The organism is bacterium (assembly GCA_027622355.1).
Lineage (GTDB): Bacteria > UBA8248 > UBA8248 > UBA8248 > UBA8248 > JAQBZT01.
The window spans coordinates 1-16,527 of the sequence record JAQBZT010000027.1 but is presented as its reverse complement, the minus strand read 5'-3'; the positions used below and the strand labels follow the sequence as shown (position 1 = coordinate 16,527).

At 64.7% G+C, this 16,527-nt stretch carries 12 protein-coding genes and 2 tRNA genes; 6 read left to right on the top strand and 8 right to left on the bottom strand.

Going from position 1 to position 16,527, the window contains the following annotated elements; genetic code table 11:
- Positions 1-76 precede the first annotated feature (76 nt).
- Positions 77-1,501, bottom strand: a complete 1,425-nt coding sequence (locus O2807_03050; GenBank protein ID MDA0999482.1) for a hypothetical protein — start codon at positions 1,499-1,501, stop codon at positions 77-79.
- Between the two features lie 704 nt (positions 1,502-2,205).
- Between O2807_03050 and O2807_03045 the strand changes: the two genes are divergently transcribed.
- The 3 genes from O2807_03045 to acnA all read left to right on the top strand — a co-directional run bounded on the left by O2807_03045 (position 2,206) and on the right by acnA (position 6,293).
- Positions 2,206-2,967 (top strand): hypothetical protein, encoded by a 762-nt coding sequence (locus O2807_03045; GenBank protein MDA0999481.1) that lies wholly within the window; start codon positions 2,206-2,208, stop codon positions 2,965-2,967.
- A 41-nt stretch (positions 2,968-3,008) separates the two neighbouring features.
- On the top strand, positions 3,009-3,431 hold the full coding sequence (locus tag O2807_03040) for a PaaI family thioesterase (protein MDA0999480.1): 423 nt from the start codon (positions 3,009-3,011) through the stop codon (positions 3,429-3,431).
- A gap of 165 nt (positions 3,432-3,596) precedes the next feature.
- Positions 3,597-6,293, top strand: coding sequence for an aconitate hydratase AcnA (gene acnA / locus O2807_03035; GenBank protein ID MDA0999479.1), 2,697 nt, complete (start codon positions 3,597-3,599; stop codon positions 6,291-6,293).
- 74 nt (positions 6,294-6,367) lie between these two features.
- On the opposite strand, the gene fumC is transcribed toward acnA, so the two are convergent.
- Entirely contained in the window at positions 6,368-7,759 is a 1,392-nt protein-coding gene (gene fumC, locus O2807_03030) for a class II fumarate hydratase (GenBank protein ID MDA0999478.1), read from the bottom strand.
- A gap of 100 nt (positions 7,760-7,859) precedes the next feature.
- A complete protein-coding gene (locus tag O2807_03025) occupies positions 7,860-8,630 on the bottom strand; it encodes a cyclase family protein (protein MDA0999477.1) in 771 nt (256 codons plus the stop codon).
- Between the two features lie 109 nt (positions 8,631-8,739).
- Here O2807_03025 and O2807_03020 point away from each other — a divergent pair, with 109 nt between their 5' ends.
- On the top strand, positions 8,740-10,176 hold the full coding sequence (locus tag O2807_03020; protein ID MDA0999476.1) for an amidase: 1,437 nt from the start codon (positions 8,740-8,742) through the stop codon (positions 10,174-10,176).
- A gap of 24 nt (positions 10,177-10,200) precedes the next feature.
- Here O2807_03020 and O2807_03015 read toward each other — a convergent pair whose 3' ends face one another.
- From O2807_03015 to O2807_03005, 3 genes are all read right to left on the bottom strand, one after another.
- The gene (locus tag O2807_03015; GenBank protein MDA0999475.1) at positions 10,201-11,283 is read right to left on the bottom strand and encodes an isocitrate/isopropylmalate family dehydrogenase; all 1,083 of its coding nucleotides are present in this window, start codon (positions 11,281-11,283) and stop codon (positions 10,201-10,203) included.
- A 137-nt stretch (positions 11,284-11,420) separates the two neighbouring features.
- Complete coding sequence (locus tag O2807_03010; GenBank protein ID MDA0999474.1) at positions 11,421-12,449, bottom strand: hypothetical protein; 1,029 nt, start codon at positions 12,447-12,449, stop codon at positions 11,421-11,423.
- 121 nt (positions 12,450-12,570) lie between these two features.
- A tRNA-Lys gene (locus O2807_03005) sits at positions 12,571-12,646 on the bottom strand.
- Between the two features lie 183 nt (positions 12,647-12,829).
- Between O2807_03005 and O2807_03000 the strand changes: the two genes are divergently transcribed.
- Positions 12,830-12,905 (top strand) — tRNA-Thr (locus O2807_03000).
- Between the two features lie 136 nt (positions 12,906-13,041).
- Positions 13,042-14,139 (top strand): glycosyltransferase family 2 protein, encoded by a 1,098-nt coding sequence (locus O2807_02995; protein ID MDA0999473.1) that lies wholly within the window; start codon positions 13,042-13,044, stop codon positions 14,137-14,139.
- A gap of 118 nt (positions 14,140-14,257) precedes the next feature.
- Here the strand turns inward: O2807_02995 and O2807_02990 are convergent, their stop codons facing one another.
- Together O2807_02990 and O2807_02985 are read right to left on the bottom strand one after the other, a co-directional pair.
- A complete protein-coding gene (locus tag O2807_02990) occupies positions 14,258-16,147 on the bottom strand; it encodes a tetratricopeptide repeat protein (protein ID MDA0999472.1) in 1,890 nt (629 codons plus the stop codon).
- 21 nt (positions 16,148-16,168) lie between these two features.
- On the bottom strand, positions 16,169-16,527 hold a 359-nt coding region (locus O2807_02985; protein ID MDA0999471.1), incomplete at its 5' end, for a Tat pathway signal protein.

Genomic DNA, 16,527 nt, shown 5'->3' with positions numbered 1-16,527 from the left:
CATAAAAAAGCCCGGGGGGCGGATGCCCCCCGGGCCGTGGAACCTGGCAAATCCGGGTGTGTCTTCTTCGCGATCCCTAGAAGGTGTAGCGGATGTTGAGGAAGAGCGCCCAGGTGTCATCAAAGGCGCGACTGGCTGTCGCCACGCCGCCGGTGGACTTCGTCTTGCCGTAGTCGCCGGCGAACAGATAGGAAACCGCGGTGGTGAGCGTGAGGTTCTTGTACATCTTCCAGTCCACGCCGAGGTCCACCTCGGTGCCGATGTCCTTGTCGTTCGTGTACTCGGTGTCGCCCGAGTCGGTGACATCGCCGTCGTTGTTGGCGTCAACGCCCGCGCGCTTCGCGGTGGAGCGGATGAAGGACACCCAGCCCCTGATGCCGATGCTCTTCGTCAGCGCGTAGGCTCCCTGCAGCTCGTAGAACTGAAGGCCGTTGCCCTCCGCGCCGCCGTTGCCGGTGCCCTGGTTGGCCGGGGTCCTGATGATCGGCATGGTGTTGAAGCGGCGCTCGGTGATGAGCTGCGGGCCGATGGCCCAGCCGCTGTTGTTCTGGCGGGGCGTCGAGAAGCGCGAGATCTTGTTGTCTCTCTGGTTGCCGAGCAGGCCGTTGGCGTTGGGGTCGTCATCGCCCGAGGTGAAATGCACGCGGGTGCCGACCCTGAGCTTGCCGAAGTTCAGCCACAAATCGGCGAATCCGGCCGCGCCCCGGACCTTGATGTCCTTCCGGTCGGAGCTCTGGGAGAAATTGATTTTGCCGTTCTGGAGAATGCCCATGGCTTCGTAGCTGAGGATCCCGGCCTTGCCCTTGACGTGCAGGCCGTACCAGAAAATGTCGTACTCCGGCGTGGCGTCCGAGCTGTCGATGCCGTTCTGGAAGTCCCAGAAAACGAACGGGCTGATGGCCAGATTCGGAGAGGCCTGGTAGGTCAGCCGGACCTGGTAGGTATCGCCGTTCTCGGCTTTCTCACCGGTGGTCCGGCCCGGCGACTGGAAGCCCGCCGTCGCGCCTTGGTCTTCGTTGTACTGGTTGTCGTGCGCCCAGAGGGAGAGCTTGTTGGTCAGCTTGCCGTAGATGGCGAAGCCCTGTCCGCGCGTCTGGCCTGCGCCGGAGCCCATGAGTCCTCCGGAGGGGCCGACCCAGTCTGTCTTGCCGAAGCGGAAGCGGAGCTGGGTGCCCGGGATCAGGAAGTCCACCACGTGGCGGTTGCCCTGAATGTCCGCGCGGCCCGTGCCGACACCGACGAGCCGGAAGCCGGCGCCGCCGACGTCGAGCTCGCTGATGGCCCAGATCTTGCCGCCCTCGGCGATCGCGTGGAAGCGCGGCCGCATGAGGAAGCGGCTGAACTGCTTGCCATCGTGCAAGCGGCTGTTTTTGTCGGCGTCATCCGCGGAGACGCCTTCCATCCAGAACAGGCCGGTCATCTTGAAGTCGATGGCCTGCGCCGGAGCCGCCATGGCTACCGCGAGCAGTGCCGCGGCGATGACGAAAAGAAATTTACGCATGTGTTGCTCCTTTGTGTTGCCGACTTGCATTGAAAGTGACTTGCCGGCTTGCCCCTTCGGGAAATTCCGAATTTCCCTCCGGTCTTCTTGCTTAGAACGCAGTGCCAGGTTCCGCTTGCCGCATAGAGTGCGTTCGGTGAATCCAGTGATGGGAAAAAACGGAGACAGCTCGGGAGAGAGACGGGGAGATACTCTTGGCGTGGTTGTGCGTGTGCATGTTCTCGCCTTTCCGAATTCCCGCTTCCGAACTTTCCGCCTTGCCGACTTGCACAGCGCCCGCCCGGGAGCCAGAGGAACCCCCACGGCGACGCATGGAAAGCACCCGGGCGGTCCTGCATCCCGGATGATCCGTCTATTGCTATTCTTTCCGAAAGCCAAGGGAATTTTGCCACAGGCGGGGGGGAGATGCAAAGAGAAATCAAGGCAAGCCGGGGGACGGCGAGTGGAAATGGAAGTCCGGGCGCGGCGTATACAGTAATATGTTTAAAATCAAACAGTTGGAGTGAAATTCCGCCGGGAGGCGCAGGAGAGGGGAAAATCTTTCATTATTTATATTACAGCAGAAGCAGGGGAAGGCCGCGCAAATCATGCCTTGTTCACAATGATAAAAGGCCGAGGGGTACAAATCCCGCTTGTATTTTCCCTTGCGGGTGATACCTTTCCTGCCCGAAGTGTGATCAAAACATTTTCCTGGGGCGGGATGAATGGCGAAAGCACCGGATGACATGGAAAAAATCCTCAAGGATCTGGCGGGCGGCGTTTCCGAGATCCTCAAGGCCCAGAAGGAAATGGGCGATCGCCTCTCCCATCTGGAAGGGCGTCTCCCGCAGGTTGACGAGGCGGCGCAGCAAGCCGCCCCCGAGCGCCCCAAGGGGGGCGTCACCTACGACTACCGGGTCCTGTACTACGAGCGGATTTACAGCCTGGCGGATACGCAGGGCCAGAAGGCGGAGATGGTCAGCACGCGCCGGTGCCTGGCGCTTCGGGATCTGGCCGAGGTGCGGACGCGGTACCATACGGGAACCGGCGAGCGGAAAGCGGTCTACGAACTTCGCCGGGTTCCTGAGCAGGAGGCTGCGTCCGACTGGAAGGAAGTGAACTACCGGATTCACCAGGGCGCGGGGGCGGACTTCTCGGCCCTGCTCGAGCTTTCCGGAAAAATTTACGCGGGCGATGTTTTCGAGGTGCGCCATACGCTTGAGATGGCCGATACCTTTACCTCGCGGAACGAATGGGTGACGCTGGTCGTCGAGTATCCGACCGAAAGTTTTCATCTGGAAGTCCGTCTCCCGCCGGGCCGGAAGATCATCGGCGCAAGGCGGGAGGAGTCCATGGGGGCGTCCCACAGCCTGAACAAAAGGCGGGTGGTGCCCAAAACCGCCCCGGATACGGGGGAAATCCGGCTCATCTGGAATCAGCAAAATCCCCAGACCGGCCGCTCGTTCACCCTGTTCTGGGATTGGTAGCCCGCCCGCGTCCAAAAGAGGTCTGCAACTTGGAAAAAGAATTGACCGCCGAAAACGCGGCGGAGATATTTCGCCAAAGGTTCATCGGGAACTTCAATGCGCACGTCGGGCTTCAGCTGGACGAAGTGCGGCCGGGCTACTCGCGCCTGCGGCTTCCCATCCGCCCGGAGGTCCTTCAGCCGACCGGAATCGTGCACGGCGGCGCGGTGGCCACTCTTGCCGATGTGGCGGGGGGCGTCGCGGCGCACACCACCCACCCGCGGGGCTCGCGCCTCGTCACCGTCGAGATGAAGATCAATTTCATCGGCGCGGTGCGGGCAGGGGAACTGATCGCCGAGGCGGATGCGCTCCATGTCGGGCGGCGCACTTCCGTCTGGCGGGTCAACATCACCGACGGAAAGGGCAAGCAGATCGCCTACTCGATTGCGACCTACATGGTGGTGGAGGCCCCTCCCCAGGATTAGGGTCCATCCGCTCGCCGGGCGGGGGGAAGCTGTGATATTCTTCGCCCGCTCTCCAGCGTCTGCGCCGGGTGGCTCAAGAGCCCGGCCTTTCTCTATTGGGTCGCCGGCGAGCCGAAAATCCCCTGAAACAAAGTTATTTTTCCAATTTGCGGCAAGGGAGCTCCCATGACGAACAGTTTTCAGGCCCGCGCGGCGCTCGAGGTCGGCGGGCAGACGTACGAAATCTTCCGGCTCGACGCCCTGAAGGACAAGGGCGACATTGCGCGGCTGCCCTACTCGCTGAAGGTGCTCCTCGAAAACCTCCTGCGCAACGAGGACGGAAGATCCGTGACCGCCGCGGACATCGAGGCCCTCGCCGGCTGGAGCCCCGAAAACCCCCCGCACCGGGAGATCGGCTTCATGCCGAGCCGGGTAATCCTCCAGGACTTCACCGGGGTGCCCGCCGTGGTGGATCTCGCCGTCATGCGGGACGCCATGAAGCGGATGGGCGGAGACCCCAACCGCATCAATCCGCTCCAGCCGGTGGACCTGGTGATCGACCACTCGGTCCAGGTGGACGCCTTCGGCACGGCGGACGCGCTCGACAAGAACGCGGAGATTGAATACGAGCGCAACGCCGAGCGCTACGCCTTTCTCCGGTGGGCGCAGCAGGCCTTCGACAACTTCCGCGTCGTCCCGCCCGAGACCGGCATCGTCCATCAGGTGAACCTCGAGTACCTCGCCCACGTCGTGGCGACGAGGGAGAAGGGCGGCATCCTTCAGGCCTTCCCCGACACCCTGGTCGGGACCGACTCCCACACCACGATGATCAACGGCCTGGGCGTCCTGGGCTGGGGGGTGGGCGGCATCGAGGCCGAGGCCGCCATGCTCGGGCAGTCCTACTCCATGCTCATTCCCGAGGTGATCGGCTTCAAGCTGAGCGGCAGGCTGCCCGAGGGCGCCACCGCCACCGATCTGGTGCTCGTCGTGGTGCAGATGCTCCGCAAGAAGGGGGTGGTCGGGAAGTTCGTCGAGTTCTTCGGGCCCGGCCTCGCCGATCTGCCCCTCGCCGACCGTGCCACCATCAGCAACATGGCCCCCGAGTACGGGGCGACCTGCGGTATCTTCCCGATCGACGCCGAGACGCTGAAGTACCTCAAGCTCACAGGAAGATCGGCCGAGAACATCGCCCTGGTCGAGGCCTACGCCCGCGCGCAGGGGATGTTCCGCGACAAGAACAGCCCCGAGGCCCGCTACACCGGCACCCTCGAACTCGATCTCGCCTCCGTCGAGCCCTGCATCTCGGGCCCCAAGCGGCCGCAGGATAGAATTCTGCTCCGCGAGGCGAAGGACACCTTCGAGCGCGAGCTCGACAAGATGCTCGCCGAGCTCTCGGGCGGAGCGGGCGGCGGGGTCGCGGCGCCGGCCGCCGTCCAGGTGAAGGACGGCACGAAGACCTACGCGCTCACCCACGGCGCGGTCGTCATCGCCGCCATCACGAGCTGCACCAACACCTCGAACCCCTACGTCATGCTGGCCGCGGGTCTTGTGGCGAAAAAGGCGGCCGAGCGCGGCCTCCAGAGCAAGCCCTGGGTGAAAACCAGCCTCGCGCCGGGCTCGAAGGTGGTGACGGAATACCTCCAGAAAGCCGGGCTCGATACTTACCTCGATCAGCTCGGTTTCCAGACAGTGGGCTACGGCTGCACCACCTGCATCGGAAACTCCGGCCCCCTGCCGCCGCACATCTCGAAGGCCATCAGTGAGGGCGATCTCGTCGTGGCCTCGGTCCTCTCGGGCAACCGCAACTTCGAGGGAAGGGTGCACGCCGAGGTCCGGATGAACTTCCTCGCCTCCCCGCCGCTTGTCGTGGCCTACGCCCTGGCCGGCCACATGGGCCAGGACATCGCGACCGAGCCCATCGGCGAGGACAAAGAGGGCAGCCCGGTCTATCTCAGGGACATCTGGCCGAGCCAGAGCGAGCTGCAGCAGGTCGTCCTCGAAAACGTGAAGGCCGAGATGTTCCAGAAGAGCTACGCCGATGTCTTCCGGGGCGACCTCCGGTGGATGGCGCTGCCGACGCCGAAGGGCGATCTCTACGAATGGGACCCGATGTCCACCTACGTCCAGCCGGCGCCCTACTTCGACGGCATGAAGCCCGAGCCCGATCCGGTGGAGGACATCAAGGGCGCCAGGTGCCTCGTCTCCCTCGGGGACAGCACGACGACGGACCACATCTCCCCCGCGGGCGCCATCAAGAAGGATGGCCCGGCGGGCCGCTTCCTCATCATGAACGACGTGGTGGACAAGGACTTCAACAGCTTCGGCTCCAGGCGGGGGAACCACGAGGTGATGATGCGCGGCACCTTCGCCAACGTGCGCCTCAGGAACCGCATCGCCCCCGGCACCGAGGGCGGCTGGGCGGTCCACTTCCCCTCGTGCGAGCAGGTGAGCATCTTCGACGCCGCCCAAAGGTACAGGGAAGAGGGCGTCCCGACGATCGCCATGGGCGGCGCGGAGTACGGCTCGGGCTCATCGCGCGACTGGGCGGCCAAGGGGCCGAGCCTGCTCGGCATCCGGGCGGTCATCGCCAAGAGCTTCGAGCGCATCCACCGCTCGAACCTGCTCGGGATGGGGGTTCTTCCCCTTCAGTTCAAGGCGGGCGAGGGCGCCGAGGAGCTCGGCCTCACCGGCCGGGAAGTCTTCGACATCGAGGGGCTCCAGGGCGGGGAGGCCAAGGAAGTGAAAGTCACCGCCCTCCCCGATGACGGCGGCCCGGTCATAACCTTCACCGCCACCGTCCGCATCGACACCCCGAACGAAGTGCTCTACTACCAGAACGGCGGCATTTTGCAGTACGTCCTCCGCCAGCTTCTCAAGAGCTGAGTTCCGCCGCACCGCACAAATAAAAAAACCTCCCGGCGGGAACCGGGAGGTTTTTTTTGTCTGCGGAGATGAAGCTACGCCTTGGGGCCGATCATCAGCTCGGGCCTTACGGCTTCATCGAACTTCTCCCCGGTGAGGAGGCCGAGCTCGATGGCGGCGTCGCGGAGCGTCCCGTTCGCCTCGTAGGCCTTTTTCGCCACCTTGGCGGCGTTGTCGTAGCCGATCACCGGGTTGAGCGCCGTCACCAGCATGAGGGAGCGGCGCAGGTAGTCCTCGATGGCCTCGCGGTTCGGCTCGATGCCGCGCGCGCAGTGTTCCTCGAAGGAGACGCAGGCGTCCGCGAGGAGGCGGATCGAGTTCAGCAGGTTGAAGATCATCACCGGCTTGAAGACGTTGAGCTCGAAGTTCCCCGAGGCGCCCCCCACGTTGACGGCGGTGTCGTTGCCAATCACCTGGGCGCAGACCATCGTCATCGCCTCGCTCTGGGTGGGGTTCACCTTGCCGGGCATGATGGAGCTGCCGGGCTCGTTGGCGGGGATGATGAGCTCCCCGATGCCGCAGCGGGGCCCCGAGGCGAGCCAGCGGACATCGTTCGCGATTTTCATGAGCGAGCAGGCGAGGGTCTTCACCGCCCCGCTGGCGAAGACCACCGCGTCGTGCGCGGCGAGGGCCTCGAACTTGTTGGGGGCGGTGCGGAAGGGAAGGCCGGTGAGCTCCGCGATGCGGGCGGCGGACTTTTCCGCGAAATCGGGATGGGTGTTGAGGCCGGTGCCGACGGCGGTGCCGCCGAGGGCGAGCTCCAAGAGACCATCGAGCGCAAACGCGATGCGCTTTTTGCCGTTTTCGAGCTGGGTGACGTAGCCGGAGAACTCCTGGCCGAGCGTCAGCGGCACCGCGTCCATCAGGTGGGTCCGGCCGATCTTGATGATGTCCGCGAAAGCCTTCGCCTTTTTCTCGAGGGTGGCGCGGAGCTGCTCGACCGCGGGGAGCAGGTGGTGGTGAATCCGCTCGGCGGCGGCGATGTGCATCCCGGTCGGGAAGGTGTCGTTCGAGGACTGGGCCTTGTTCACGTCGTCGTTGGGGTGAATCGGTTTCTTGCTCCCCATTTTTCCGCCCGCGAGCTCAATGGCACGGTTCGCGATGACCTCGTTCGAGTTCATGTTGCTCTGGGTGCCGCTGCCGGTCTGCCAGACCGAAAGGGGAAAGTGCGCATCGAGCTTTCCCTCGATCACCTCGTCTGCCGCGCGGACGATGAGGTCGGCCTTCTCGGCGGGCAGGGAGCCGAGTTCCTTGTTGATGAGCGCCGCCGCCTTCTTCAGGATGCCGAGGGCGCGGATGATCTCGCGCGGGAAGCGGTCGGTCCCGATCTTGAAGTGGATGAGGGAGCGCGCCGTCTGCGCGCCGTAGTATCTGTCTTCGGGCACCTGAATTTCGCCCATGCTGTCGGTTTCGGTGCGGTAGCCCATGGGGCGCCTCCTTGATCGGGGAGTCTTCGTCAAATGGCTGAACGGTAGCGGTGGGGAAGGCCGAAGCGAGTATGGCACAAACCGCGCCGGGCGCGGAAGGCTACCCCTCGTCCTCGACAATCGCCACGGCGCGGCACCAGGCCCCGCTCGCCCGCTCGATGAGCACCGGGAAACAGGCCACCTGAAAGCCGTGCGCGCGCGGGATGTTCCCGAGGTTCGCGAGCTTTTCGATCTGGAAGTACTCCTTCTCCTTTCCGGCGTAGTGGCCCTGCCAGAAGGCGGCCTTGTCGCCCGCCTTGAGTTTCTCGGCCATCTTCGAGAAGGGGATATCGATCCCCCAGGCGTCGATCCCGACGACCTTCACGCCCTGTCCCGCGAGCCAGAGGATCGATGCGCGGGTCATGCCGGGCTGCATCTCGAGAAATCTGGGGCTGTTGTAGTAGTTGTCGGTCGTCCCCGTCCAGATGAGGGCGATGTCGCCCGGCTTGATCGTGTAGCCGATCTGAGCGAGCGCGGCCTGGAGGTCTTCAGGCTCGATCAGCTCGGCGGGTTTTTTGTGGGTGAGGTCGAGGCGGAAGGCGTCAGCAAAGAAGTGGTCGAGTTCGACCTCATCCACCGGGCGCGAGGGCTTTCCCTCGCTGGTGGGGGCGTAGTGATAGGCCGTGTCGATGTGGGTGCCCGAGTGGGAGGAGAGCCAGAGGCGCTCGCTCGCCCCGCCGCAGCCATCCGGCAGGTCGGAGGGCTCGAAGCCATAGGTTTTCGCCCATCTGCGGCCGATCTGCTCGTGCGAGATGTACTGGATTTCCGGCGGGGTGCCGTCGTAGCTGTCGTTGCGGAGCGGGACGTTGAGGTCGATGAGCCGGCGCGCCATGAGACACTCCTTCGTTTTTTTGGCTATGATGTGATTTCTTCGAATGTAGCACCCTGCCCGGAGCGCGGCCAGCCGTGCGATGGAGCGTTTCTATCCTGGAGGGAATCCCTTGAGCGCATTTTCCGAATACGAATCCTTCGATGCGGTCGGGCTGGCGGAACTCGTGCGGCGGGGGGAGGTCCCGCCCGCCGAACTGCTCGAGGCCGCGATCGCGCGGGCCGAGCGGTTGAATCCCGCCCTGAACGCCATCGTCACGAAGATGTACGGCGAAGGCCGGGCGGCCATCGCGGCGGGGCTGCCGGAGGGGCCCTTCACGGGGGTCCCCTTTCTCCTCAAGGACCTGACGGTTTTCTATGCCGGGGTGCCCACCTCGCAGGGCTCGCGCTTTTTCGCCGACCTCGTTCCCGATCACGACAGCGAGATCATCGCCCGCTACAAGCGGGCGGGCCTCGTCATTTTTGGAAAGACGAACACCCCCGAGCTCGGCATCTCGATCTCGACCGAGCCGCGCCTCTTCGGCCCGGCCCACAACCCGTGGGACCTCGCGCGCACGCCGGGGGGCTCGAGCGGGGGGACGGCCGCCGCCGTCTGCGCAGGCATCGTCCCGATGGCGAGCGCCTCCGACGGGGGCGGCTCCATCCGGGTGCCGGCGGCCTGCTGCGGCCTCTTCGGGATGAAGCCCACCCGCGCACGCACCCCCTACGGGCCGGACGCGGGGGAGAGCTGGGCCGGGATGAGCACCCTCCACGCCATCACCCGCACGGTGCGCGACAGCGCGGCGCTCCTCGATGCGGTCTCGGGCCCCGATGCGGGCGCCCCCTATTTCGCTCCCCCGCCCGAACGCCCTTTCCTGGAAGAGGTGGGCCGTTCGCCCGGCAAGCTGCGCATCGCGCTCTCGGATGTCTCGATCAACGGGGCGGAGGTGCACCCCGACTGCCGGGCGGCGCTCGGGGAGACGGCGCGCCTTTGCGGGGAGCTGGGGCACGAGGTCGTGGAGGCCTCCCCCGCGTTCGATGCCGCGGCCCTCGATGCCGCCCGGGTGACGATTGTGGCCGTGAATCTCAAAAGGGTTATCGGTCTGCGCGCGAAAGCCGTGGGGCGCCCCCCCGGCGTGGATGATCTGGAGAACGTGACGCGCATCTATCTCGAGCGGGCGGAGCGGTACGACGCGGCCGATTACGTCCAGGCCACCTGGGAGCTCCACCGCGCAGGAAGGCAGATGGCGGTTTTTTTCGAGAAGGGGAGTTTTGATGCCCTCCTCACCCCCACGATGGCCCGGCCGCCTTTTCCGCTCGGGGAGCTTTCGATGATGAACGAGAGTCTGGAGGATTATTTCGTGCGCCACGGCCAGCGGGGCGGCTTCACCGCCATCGCCAACATCACCGGCCAGCCCGCGATGTCGGTGCCGCTCCACTGGACGGAAGGGAATCTTCCGGTGGGCGCGCAGTTCTTCGGCCGCTACGGAGAGGAGGGCACCCTCTTCCGCCTCGCGGGCCAGCTCGAAGCCGCAAGGCCCTGGCGGGACAGAAGGCCGGAGATGGGGTAGGCGCTTCGATCGACCCCGGTCCGATCAGCCGCTCGCGAGCTTGCCGATCGCTTCCAGGAGGTAATCCCCGGCGGCTTTGGTGTTAAGCGTGCCGCCGAGGTCGGCGGTGAGCTTGTTCTCCTTCACCGCGGCCTGGACCGCCCGCCAGATCAGATCGGCGGCTTCGGCGTGGCCCAGCGTGTCGAGCAGGATCCGTCCGGTCAAGACGGCGGCGAAGGGATTCGCGATGCCCTTGAGGGCGATGTCGGGTGCGGTGCCGTGCACCGGCTCGAACATGCACACCCTTCCCGGATGGATGCACCCGGAGGCGGCGACGCCGACGCCACCGACGAGGGAGGCGCACAGATCGCTCAGAATGTCGCCGAACATGTTGTTCGTCACGATGACCGAAAATCTGTCGGGGTGCAGGACAAGGTCCATGCAGAGGGTGTCGATGAAGCAGTGTTTTCCCTCGATGTCGGAAAATTGAGCGGAGATGTCCCAGAAGACGCGCTGCCAGAGGTCGTGCGCATGGATGACCGAGCCGTACTTGTCGGCCATCGTGACCGTGGGGTAGCCGCGCCCCCGGGCGTACTCGAAGGCGAAGCGGCAGATGCGCTCCACCCCTTTGTAGGTGTTGATGTCCTCGGTGATGGCGACCTCATCCACCGTTCCTTTTTTGAAGTTCCCGCCCATGCGCGACATCAGCCCCTCGGTGTTCTCCCGGACGACCACCAGATCGATGGGCACGTCGGCCTTGAGGGGGGAGAAGCGCGGATGGAGCAGGGGCGCGGGCCGCAGGTTGATGTAGAGATCGAGCTCCCGGCGGAGCTGGATGAGCAGTTCGCGGCACTCCGCCTCGGGCGGCACCCGCGGATCGGCCCCCGCGCTGCCGAAGAGGATGGCGTCGTGCTTCGCGGCGAGTTCGCGGACGAGGCCGGGCACATCCTCGGGAAGGGAGGCGCCCTCCTCGAGATAGCGCAGCGCCCCGTAGTTGTAGAGGGTGGGGGTGACCTCGACTCCGGTGGCGGCCGCGGCCGCGCGGATCACCTCGGTCGCGACGGGGAGTACGTCGTGCCCCACGCCGTCCCCCAGGATGACCGCCATCGAAACGGTTTTTCCGCTCATCGTTTTCTCTTGCCCGGGAGAAAATTCATGCGCAGGCTCCCTGTGGATTGGTGGGCTCTTTTGCCCTGGAAAAGGGAATGATGGGAGGATTTTAATCTGTGGACCAGGAAAAGGGAACCGGCGCGCCTTTTTTCCGGCTAGATTTCATACCTGCCGTGGACGGCGCGGCTGCCGCCGCTCCAGCCGTGGCAGACGGCGGTGGCCGAACCCTCGCCGCCCGCGACGATGAGGTGCAGATCGCGCGGGTCCTTGATGGCGGGAATGAAAAATTCAGGATCGTCGGGGTCAGCCTCAATGGGCATCTCGCGGGCGCGCGAGGGGCGCCAGTTGCCCCCGCACCGGAGCTCTTTCACGCGGCGGCCGGCCTGCCCGATGAGGAGACGGTGCACCTCTTCGCGGTCGAGCCCGCCATCGGCGCAGATACGGGCGTGCTGGGGTCCCAGGGCGACGATCATGTCGCTGCGGGGGGCGTGCATGTTCCACGAGCCCAGCCCCGTCATGGCATCGGCGATACCGGCGAGCAGGCGCTCGGGCGCCTCGCTCACGTCATCGAAGGTGAGGCGCGGACTCTCGACCATCGCCATCGTGATGACGTCCTCATCCGGGCGGTAGCCCCGCGAGACGGCCAGTGTCTCCCAGGGGGTGGACTCTGTGTTCTCACCGATGCAGGCGGTGTAGCGCAGCGGGGTGCCGAACACGCTCATCGAGGAGACGCCGGGGATGCCCCCTCCCAGGTTCATCAGGATGAGGCGGATCGCCCGGCCGATGGAGGCGTTCGCCCGGAAGCCGGGGCCGAAGCAGCCGACGCCGCCGTGGATGCCGATCTGCCCGGCGTAGGGGCCGTTCACGATCATCAGGGGGGCGACTCCGTGCATCGTGCCCTGTACCCCGTTCAGGTTGAACTCCTCGCGCAGCATGAGTGCCGCCCCGCCGAGGACGACGGGCAGGTATTCGGGCCGGCAGCCCGCCATAAGGGCATGGATGGCGACCGAGCGGATGGTAGCCATCTCCATGAGGGGCGGCACCGGGCCGATCACCTCCTCCGGGTCGCGGCGCGTGCCGCCCAGCATGCGCGCGATGCGTTTCTCGGTGGGGGTGACGACAGGCAGGCCGTCCGACCAGGGTTTTTCGAGAAAAAACTCGAACTCATCGGCGGCTTCGCTCAAGGCGGGGCCTCCTCTTATGCGCGGGGATGCGTTTCGCGTGGCTTTCCGGCGGCGCCATTATATCCGCTCCCAAAAGGAAGGGCCAGGGGCGTGATAACCCCCGGCCCTTCCCGGATTTTTTTGGTGAGCCGCCAGGGACTCGAACCCTGGACCTACGGATTAAAAGTCCGTTGCTCTACCACCTGAGCTAGCGGCTCACGGAGGGGGAGAATGACCCGCCCCGGGGGTTCAAGTCAAGATAGAAGGCCCCCGCATTATCCTGATAAGGTGCATTCCCTCCCCTCTGCGGGCAAGCAGCCCGGCGGAGCCCGCGTCTTGACGCCCGGGGGGGCCGCGTGTTCAATACCCCCCCGAGGGAAGGGGTTCCGTCTTCGCTCCTCGCCGGCGTAGCTCAGTTGGTAGAGCAGCTGATTCGTAATCAGCAGGTCAGCGGTTCAAGTCCGCTCGTCGGCTCCATGGAAAATTCCTTGCCCGGCATGATGCCCGGACAGCTTTGACACCGCTCATTTTGTGGCCATCGCCCCGGCGGGGGGCGCTGCATTTTTTCGAGGCCCAGGCCGGGAATGTCCTTTGACGCCGGAGTTTACAGCGAATGACTGCGGAAATTTCTGTCATCGTCCCCACTTTCAACGAATGTTCCAACGTGGAGCCGATGATCGAAGCACTGAAGAGTGCGCTGGACGGAATAAAGTGGGAAGTTGTTTTTGTCGATGACGATTCTCCGGACGGCACGGCCGACCGGGTCCAGGAATTGGCCCGGAGAGATTCCCGGATCCGGTGCCTGCGGCGCGTCGGACGGCGGGGTCTGGCCTCTGCATGCATCGAGGGGATGTTGGCGACTTCCTCGCCTTTCCTCGCGGTGCTCGACGCCGATCTGCAGCACGATGAACGGATGTTGCCGGCCATGCTCGAGCGCTTGCGCCGGGACGAGCTCGACATTGTCGTGGGGAGCCGCTACGCAGAGGGAGGCGAGACGGGCGATTGGGAAGAAAAGAGGCTCCGGCTCAGCCGCATCGCGTCCGCCGTGGGAAAAGCGGTTCTCAAGGTCGATTTGCATGATCCGATGAGCGGTTTCTTCGTCCTGGACCGCCGCCTGCTGGACCGTATCGTTCACCGTCTTTCCGGACGCGGCTTCAAGATCTTGCTCGACATATTTTCCTCATCGCGTGGCCGGATTCGCTGCACAGAGATGCCCTATCAATTTCGTTCGAGGCAGCGGGGGGAGAGCAAGCTCGACACCCTGGTTGTCTGGGAATTCGGGCTCCTTCTGGCGGACAAACTGATCGGCTGGCTGATCCCGGTCCGCTTTGTTTTGTTTGTTACGGTGGGCGCCCTGGGCGTTGTCGTGCACCTTGCGGTGTTGGGCGTGCTGTTGAAGTGGCTGGGAATTTCATTTGCCGTTTCCCAAACGGCCGCTTCGCTGATCGCCATGATTAACAATTTCATCCTCAACAATCTTTTCACCTACCGCGATCGGCGATTGCGGGGCTGGCGGTTCGTCACGGGATTCCTCTCTTTTGGTGCGATCTGCGGGGTGGGTGTCCTCATCAATCTTCGAGTGGCCACTTTTCTGTACGACCTCTTTGTTCCCTGGTGGCTCGCGGGGCTGCTCGGCATAATGGTCGGATCCGTATGGAACTACGCCATCACATTGACCTTCACTTGGCGAAATTCGAGTTCATCTTCCTGATAAGTCGCTCCCGGTTTCTCTCGCTGCGAAACGGCCATCCATGTTTTTTGTTCCGGCGCGCCTGGAACAAGACGGAAGAGACGCAAGAAATCATCGCCGCATGATGTGTGAATAAAGTTCACTTCCGGAGATATTTTTTCAGCTTCGGGTCGAGCTCGATGGCTTTGCGGAGAAATTCGTCCGCCTCTTCCCGGCGGCCCATCTCGCCGAGCGCGCCCGCCAGATTGAAGTGGATGATGGCGCTCTTCGGCTGAAGGGCCAGCGCCTCCCGGAAGGCGGCGGCGGCCTCTTCGGGCCGGCCGATCGCCATCAGCGCGTTGCCCAGGTTGATGTGGGCGTTCGCGTGGCGGGGCGCTTCGAGGATGGCGTTGCGGTAGCTGAGGATCGCCTCCGATTTTCTCCCACCGGCCCAGAGCGCATTGCCGAGGTTGTAGTGAAGGTCCGCCCGGTGCGGGCCGTGCGCCAGGCCGCGGCGGTAGAGGGAAATGGCCGCCTCGATTCTTCCCTTTTTGACGAGAATGCTTCCGAGATTGACGTAGGCCTTGAAGTAGCGCGGATCGAGATCGAGTGCCCGGCGGTAGCTGTCCTCACCCTGTTCGATCCGTCCCGCTTTCTGAAGCGCGCTCCCGAGGTTGAAATGGGCCAGCGGGTAGGCGGGGTCTATCCGGATGGCTTTCCGGTAGTTCGAGAGGGCGGCTTCGCGCTTTCCCTCCTTTTGAAGTGCGGCGCCCAGGTTGTTGTAGGCGTAGGCGGCGCCCCGGCCGCTGGGTTCGTTGCGCACCGCGTTTTCCCAGAGCGTCTGATCGCTCCGCCAGACGCCGATCCGCTGCACGGTTCCGTAGCCGTAGATCAGGGAGAGGGCGGTGATGCCCGCGAGGAGGGCGGCGCTCCATTTCGGCTCCCGGCGCTGGCCGAGGACGCCGCCCGCCCAGAGGGAGATGCCGATGGAGGGCAGGTAGAGATATCTTTCGGCGGCCGCGAAGGGGGAGTCCTGCAGCACGGTCACGAAAAGGGCGGGGGCGAGGGTGGCGCCGAACCAGACAATGGCGAGCAGATAGAGCGCAAATCCTGCCCGCCATTTCCAGAGGGCGAAGGCGAGGGCGGCCAGCCCGGCGGCCCACATGAGAAGGGTGAACCCTAGGCCGGGGAGCGTGGTGATGAAGTTCAACTGCGGCCAGGGGATGAGAGATTTTTGGAAGTAGAGCGCGAGGGCCGAGAGAATCCGCAGGAAGGATGCGGAAAAATCGTAGAGCCGGGGGCTGCCCACCCCCGCCCCCATGGCGGAGCGGAGGATGAGATACCCCCCCATGGCGGCGAGAAAGACGAGGCCCAGCGCCGCGGCGGGGCGGCGCCCTGCCTTGAGAGGCGCGCCCCCTCCCGGGGAAGCCAGCAGGTAGAGGGCGGGAAGCAGGATGGCGGCGGAGTAGGCCACCTCCTTGGAGAGCAGTGCGAGAAACAACAAGACCCCGGCGCCCGCGAGGGCGGACGGCTCCTTCCGCTTCAGATAGCGCATCCCGAGCAAAAGGGCGGGGATCAGGAAAAGCGCCGCCAGCGAGTCGGTGCGGCCGGCAATCCAGGCCACGGCCTCCACGTGAATGGGATGGAGCGCGAAGATCAGCCCCGCCGCCAGCGTGCCCTCCATCCGGCGGGGCATCTCCCGAAGAAGCGCCCAGGCGAGCAGGGTGACGAAGTATGTGACGGCGGCGTGGAGGAGAAGCCCCGTCAGGTGGGGGATGAAGGCTCTTGCGGCGTCCAGCGGGCCGGATTTCATTCCGACGATGGCGTTGTTCAGGAATTCGTCGAGCTTGTGCGTCGCCGTCCACAGCGAGTTGAACCGCTTGAGGCCGTAGGCGTCGTAGGGCAGGAAAACTTTCCAGAAAGCGTCGATTTGGGGAAGAAGATCCTGCTGGATGAACAGATCGTCCCAGACAAACTCCCCGCTCAGCGCCGGGATGTAGATCAGGAAGGCTGCCAGGGGCGGCAGCAGCCAGAGCCATCGTTTGTTCAAAAGATTGCTCCTGCCGGGGGCTTAGCGGGCGGTTTCAGGGGGAATTGTCGGCCCATTCCGGATTTTTCGCCACCCCATGAAGAGCCCGATCGCCAGCAGGGCGAGGCCGATCAGCTTGAGGGGGCCGGGGCTGATCCAGAACGGGAGGGAGAGCGCGGCGACGCTCGCCGCCGGGAACAACTGGGTCCAGTTCATCGCGCGGTGGCGCTGCCAGAAGGGGAAGATTAGCGAGATGGCGGCGAAGATGACGAAAAAGAGCGAGATGGGCCGCGTGAAGAAATAGATCGGATTCGGGTCGCTCATGTAGGCGCGGTTGAGGTTGACCTCGGCGATCGTGCCCAGGACGACGCCGAGGATCATCGGGGCCAGCGGGAACCCGA

Coding starts and splice junctions, on each gene's coding strand:
- O2807_03050 (MDA0999482.1), bottom strand. CDS start 1,501: ATGCGTAAATTTCTTTTCGTCATCGCCGCGGCACTGCTCGCGGTAGCC.
- O2807_03045 (MDA0999481.1), top strand. CDS start 2,206: ATGGCGAAAGCACCGGATGACATGGAAAAAATCCTCAAGGATCTGGCG.
- acnA (MDA0999479.1), top strand. CDS start 3,597: ATGACGAACAGTTTTCAGGCCCGCGCGGCGCTCGAGGTCGGCGGGCAG.
- fumC (MDA0999478.1), bottom strand. CDS start 7,759: ATGGGCTACCGCACCGAAACCGACAGCATGGGCGAAATTCAGGTGCCC.
- O2807_03025 (MDA0999477.1), bottom strand. CDS start 8,630: ATGGCGCGCCGGCTCATCGACCTCAACGTCCCGCTCCGCAACGACAGC.
- O2807_03015 (MDA0999475.1), bottom strand. CDS start 11,283: ATGAGCGGAAAAACCGTTTCGATGGCGGTCATCCTGGGGGACGGCGTG.
- O2807_02995 (MDA0999473.1), top strand. CDS start 13,042: ATGACTGCGGAAATTTCTGTCATCGTCCCCACTTTCAACGAATGTTCC.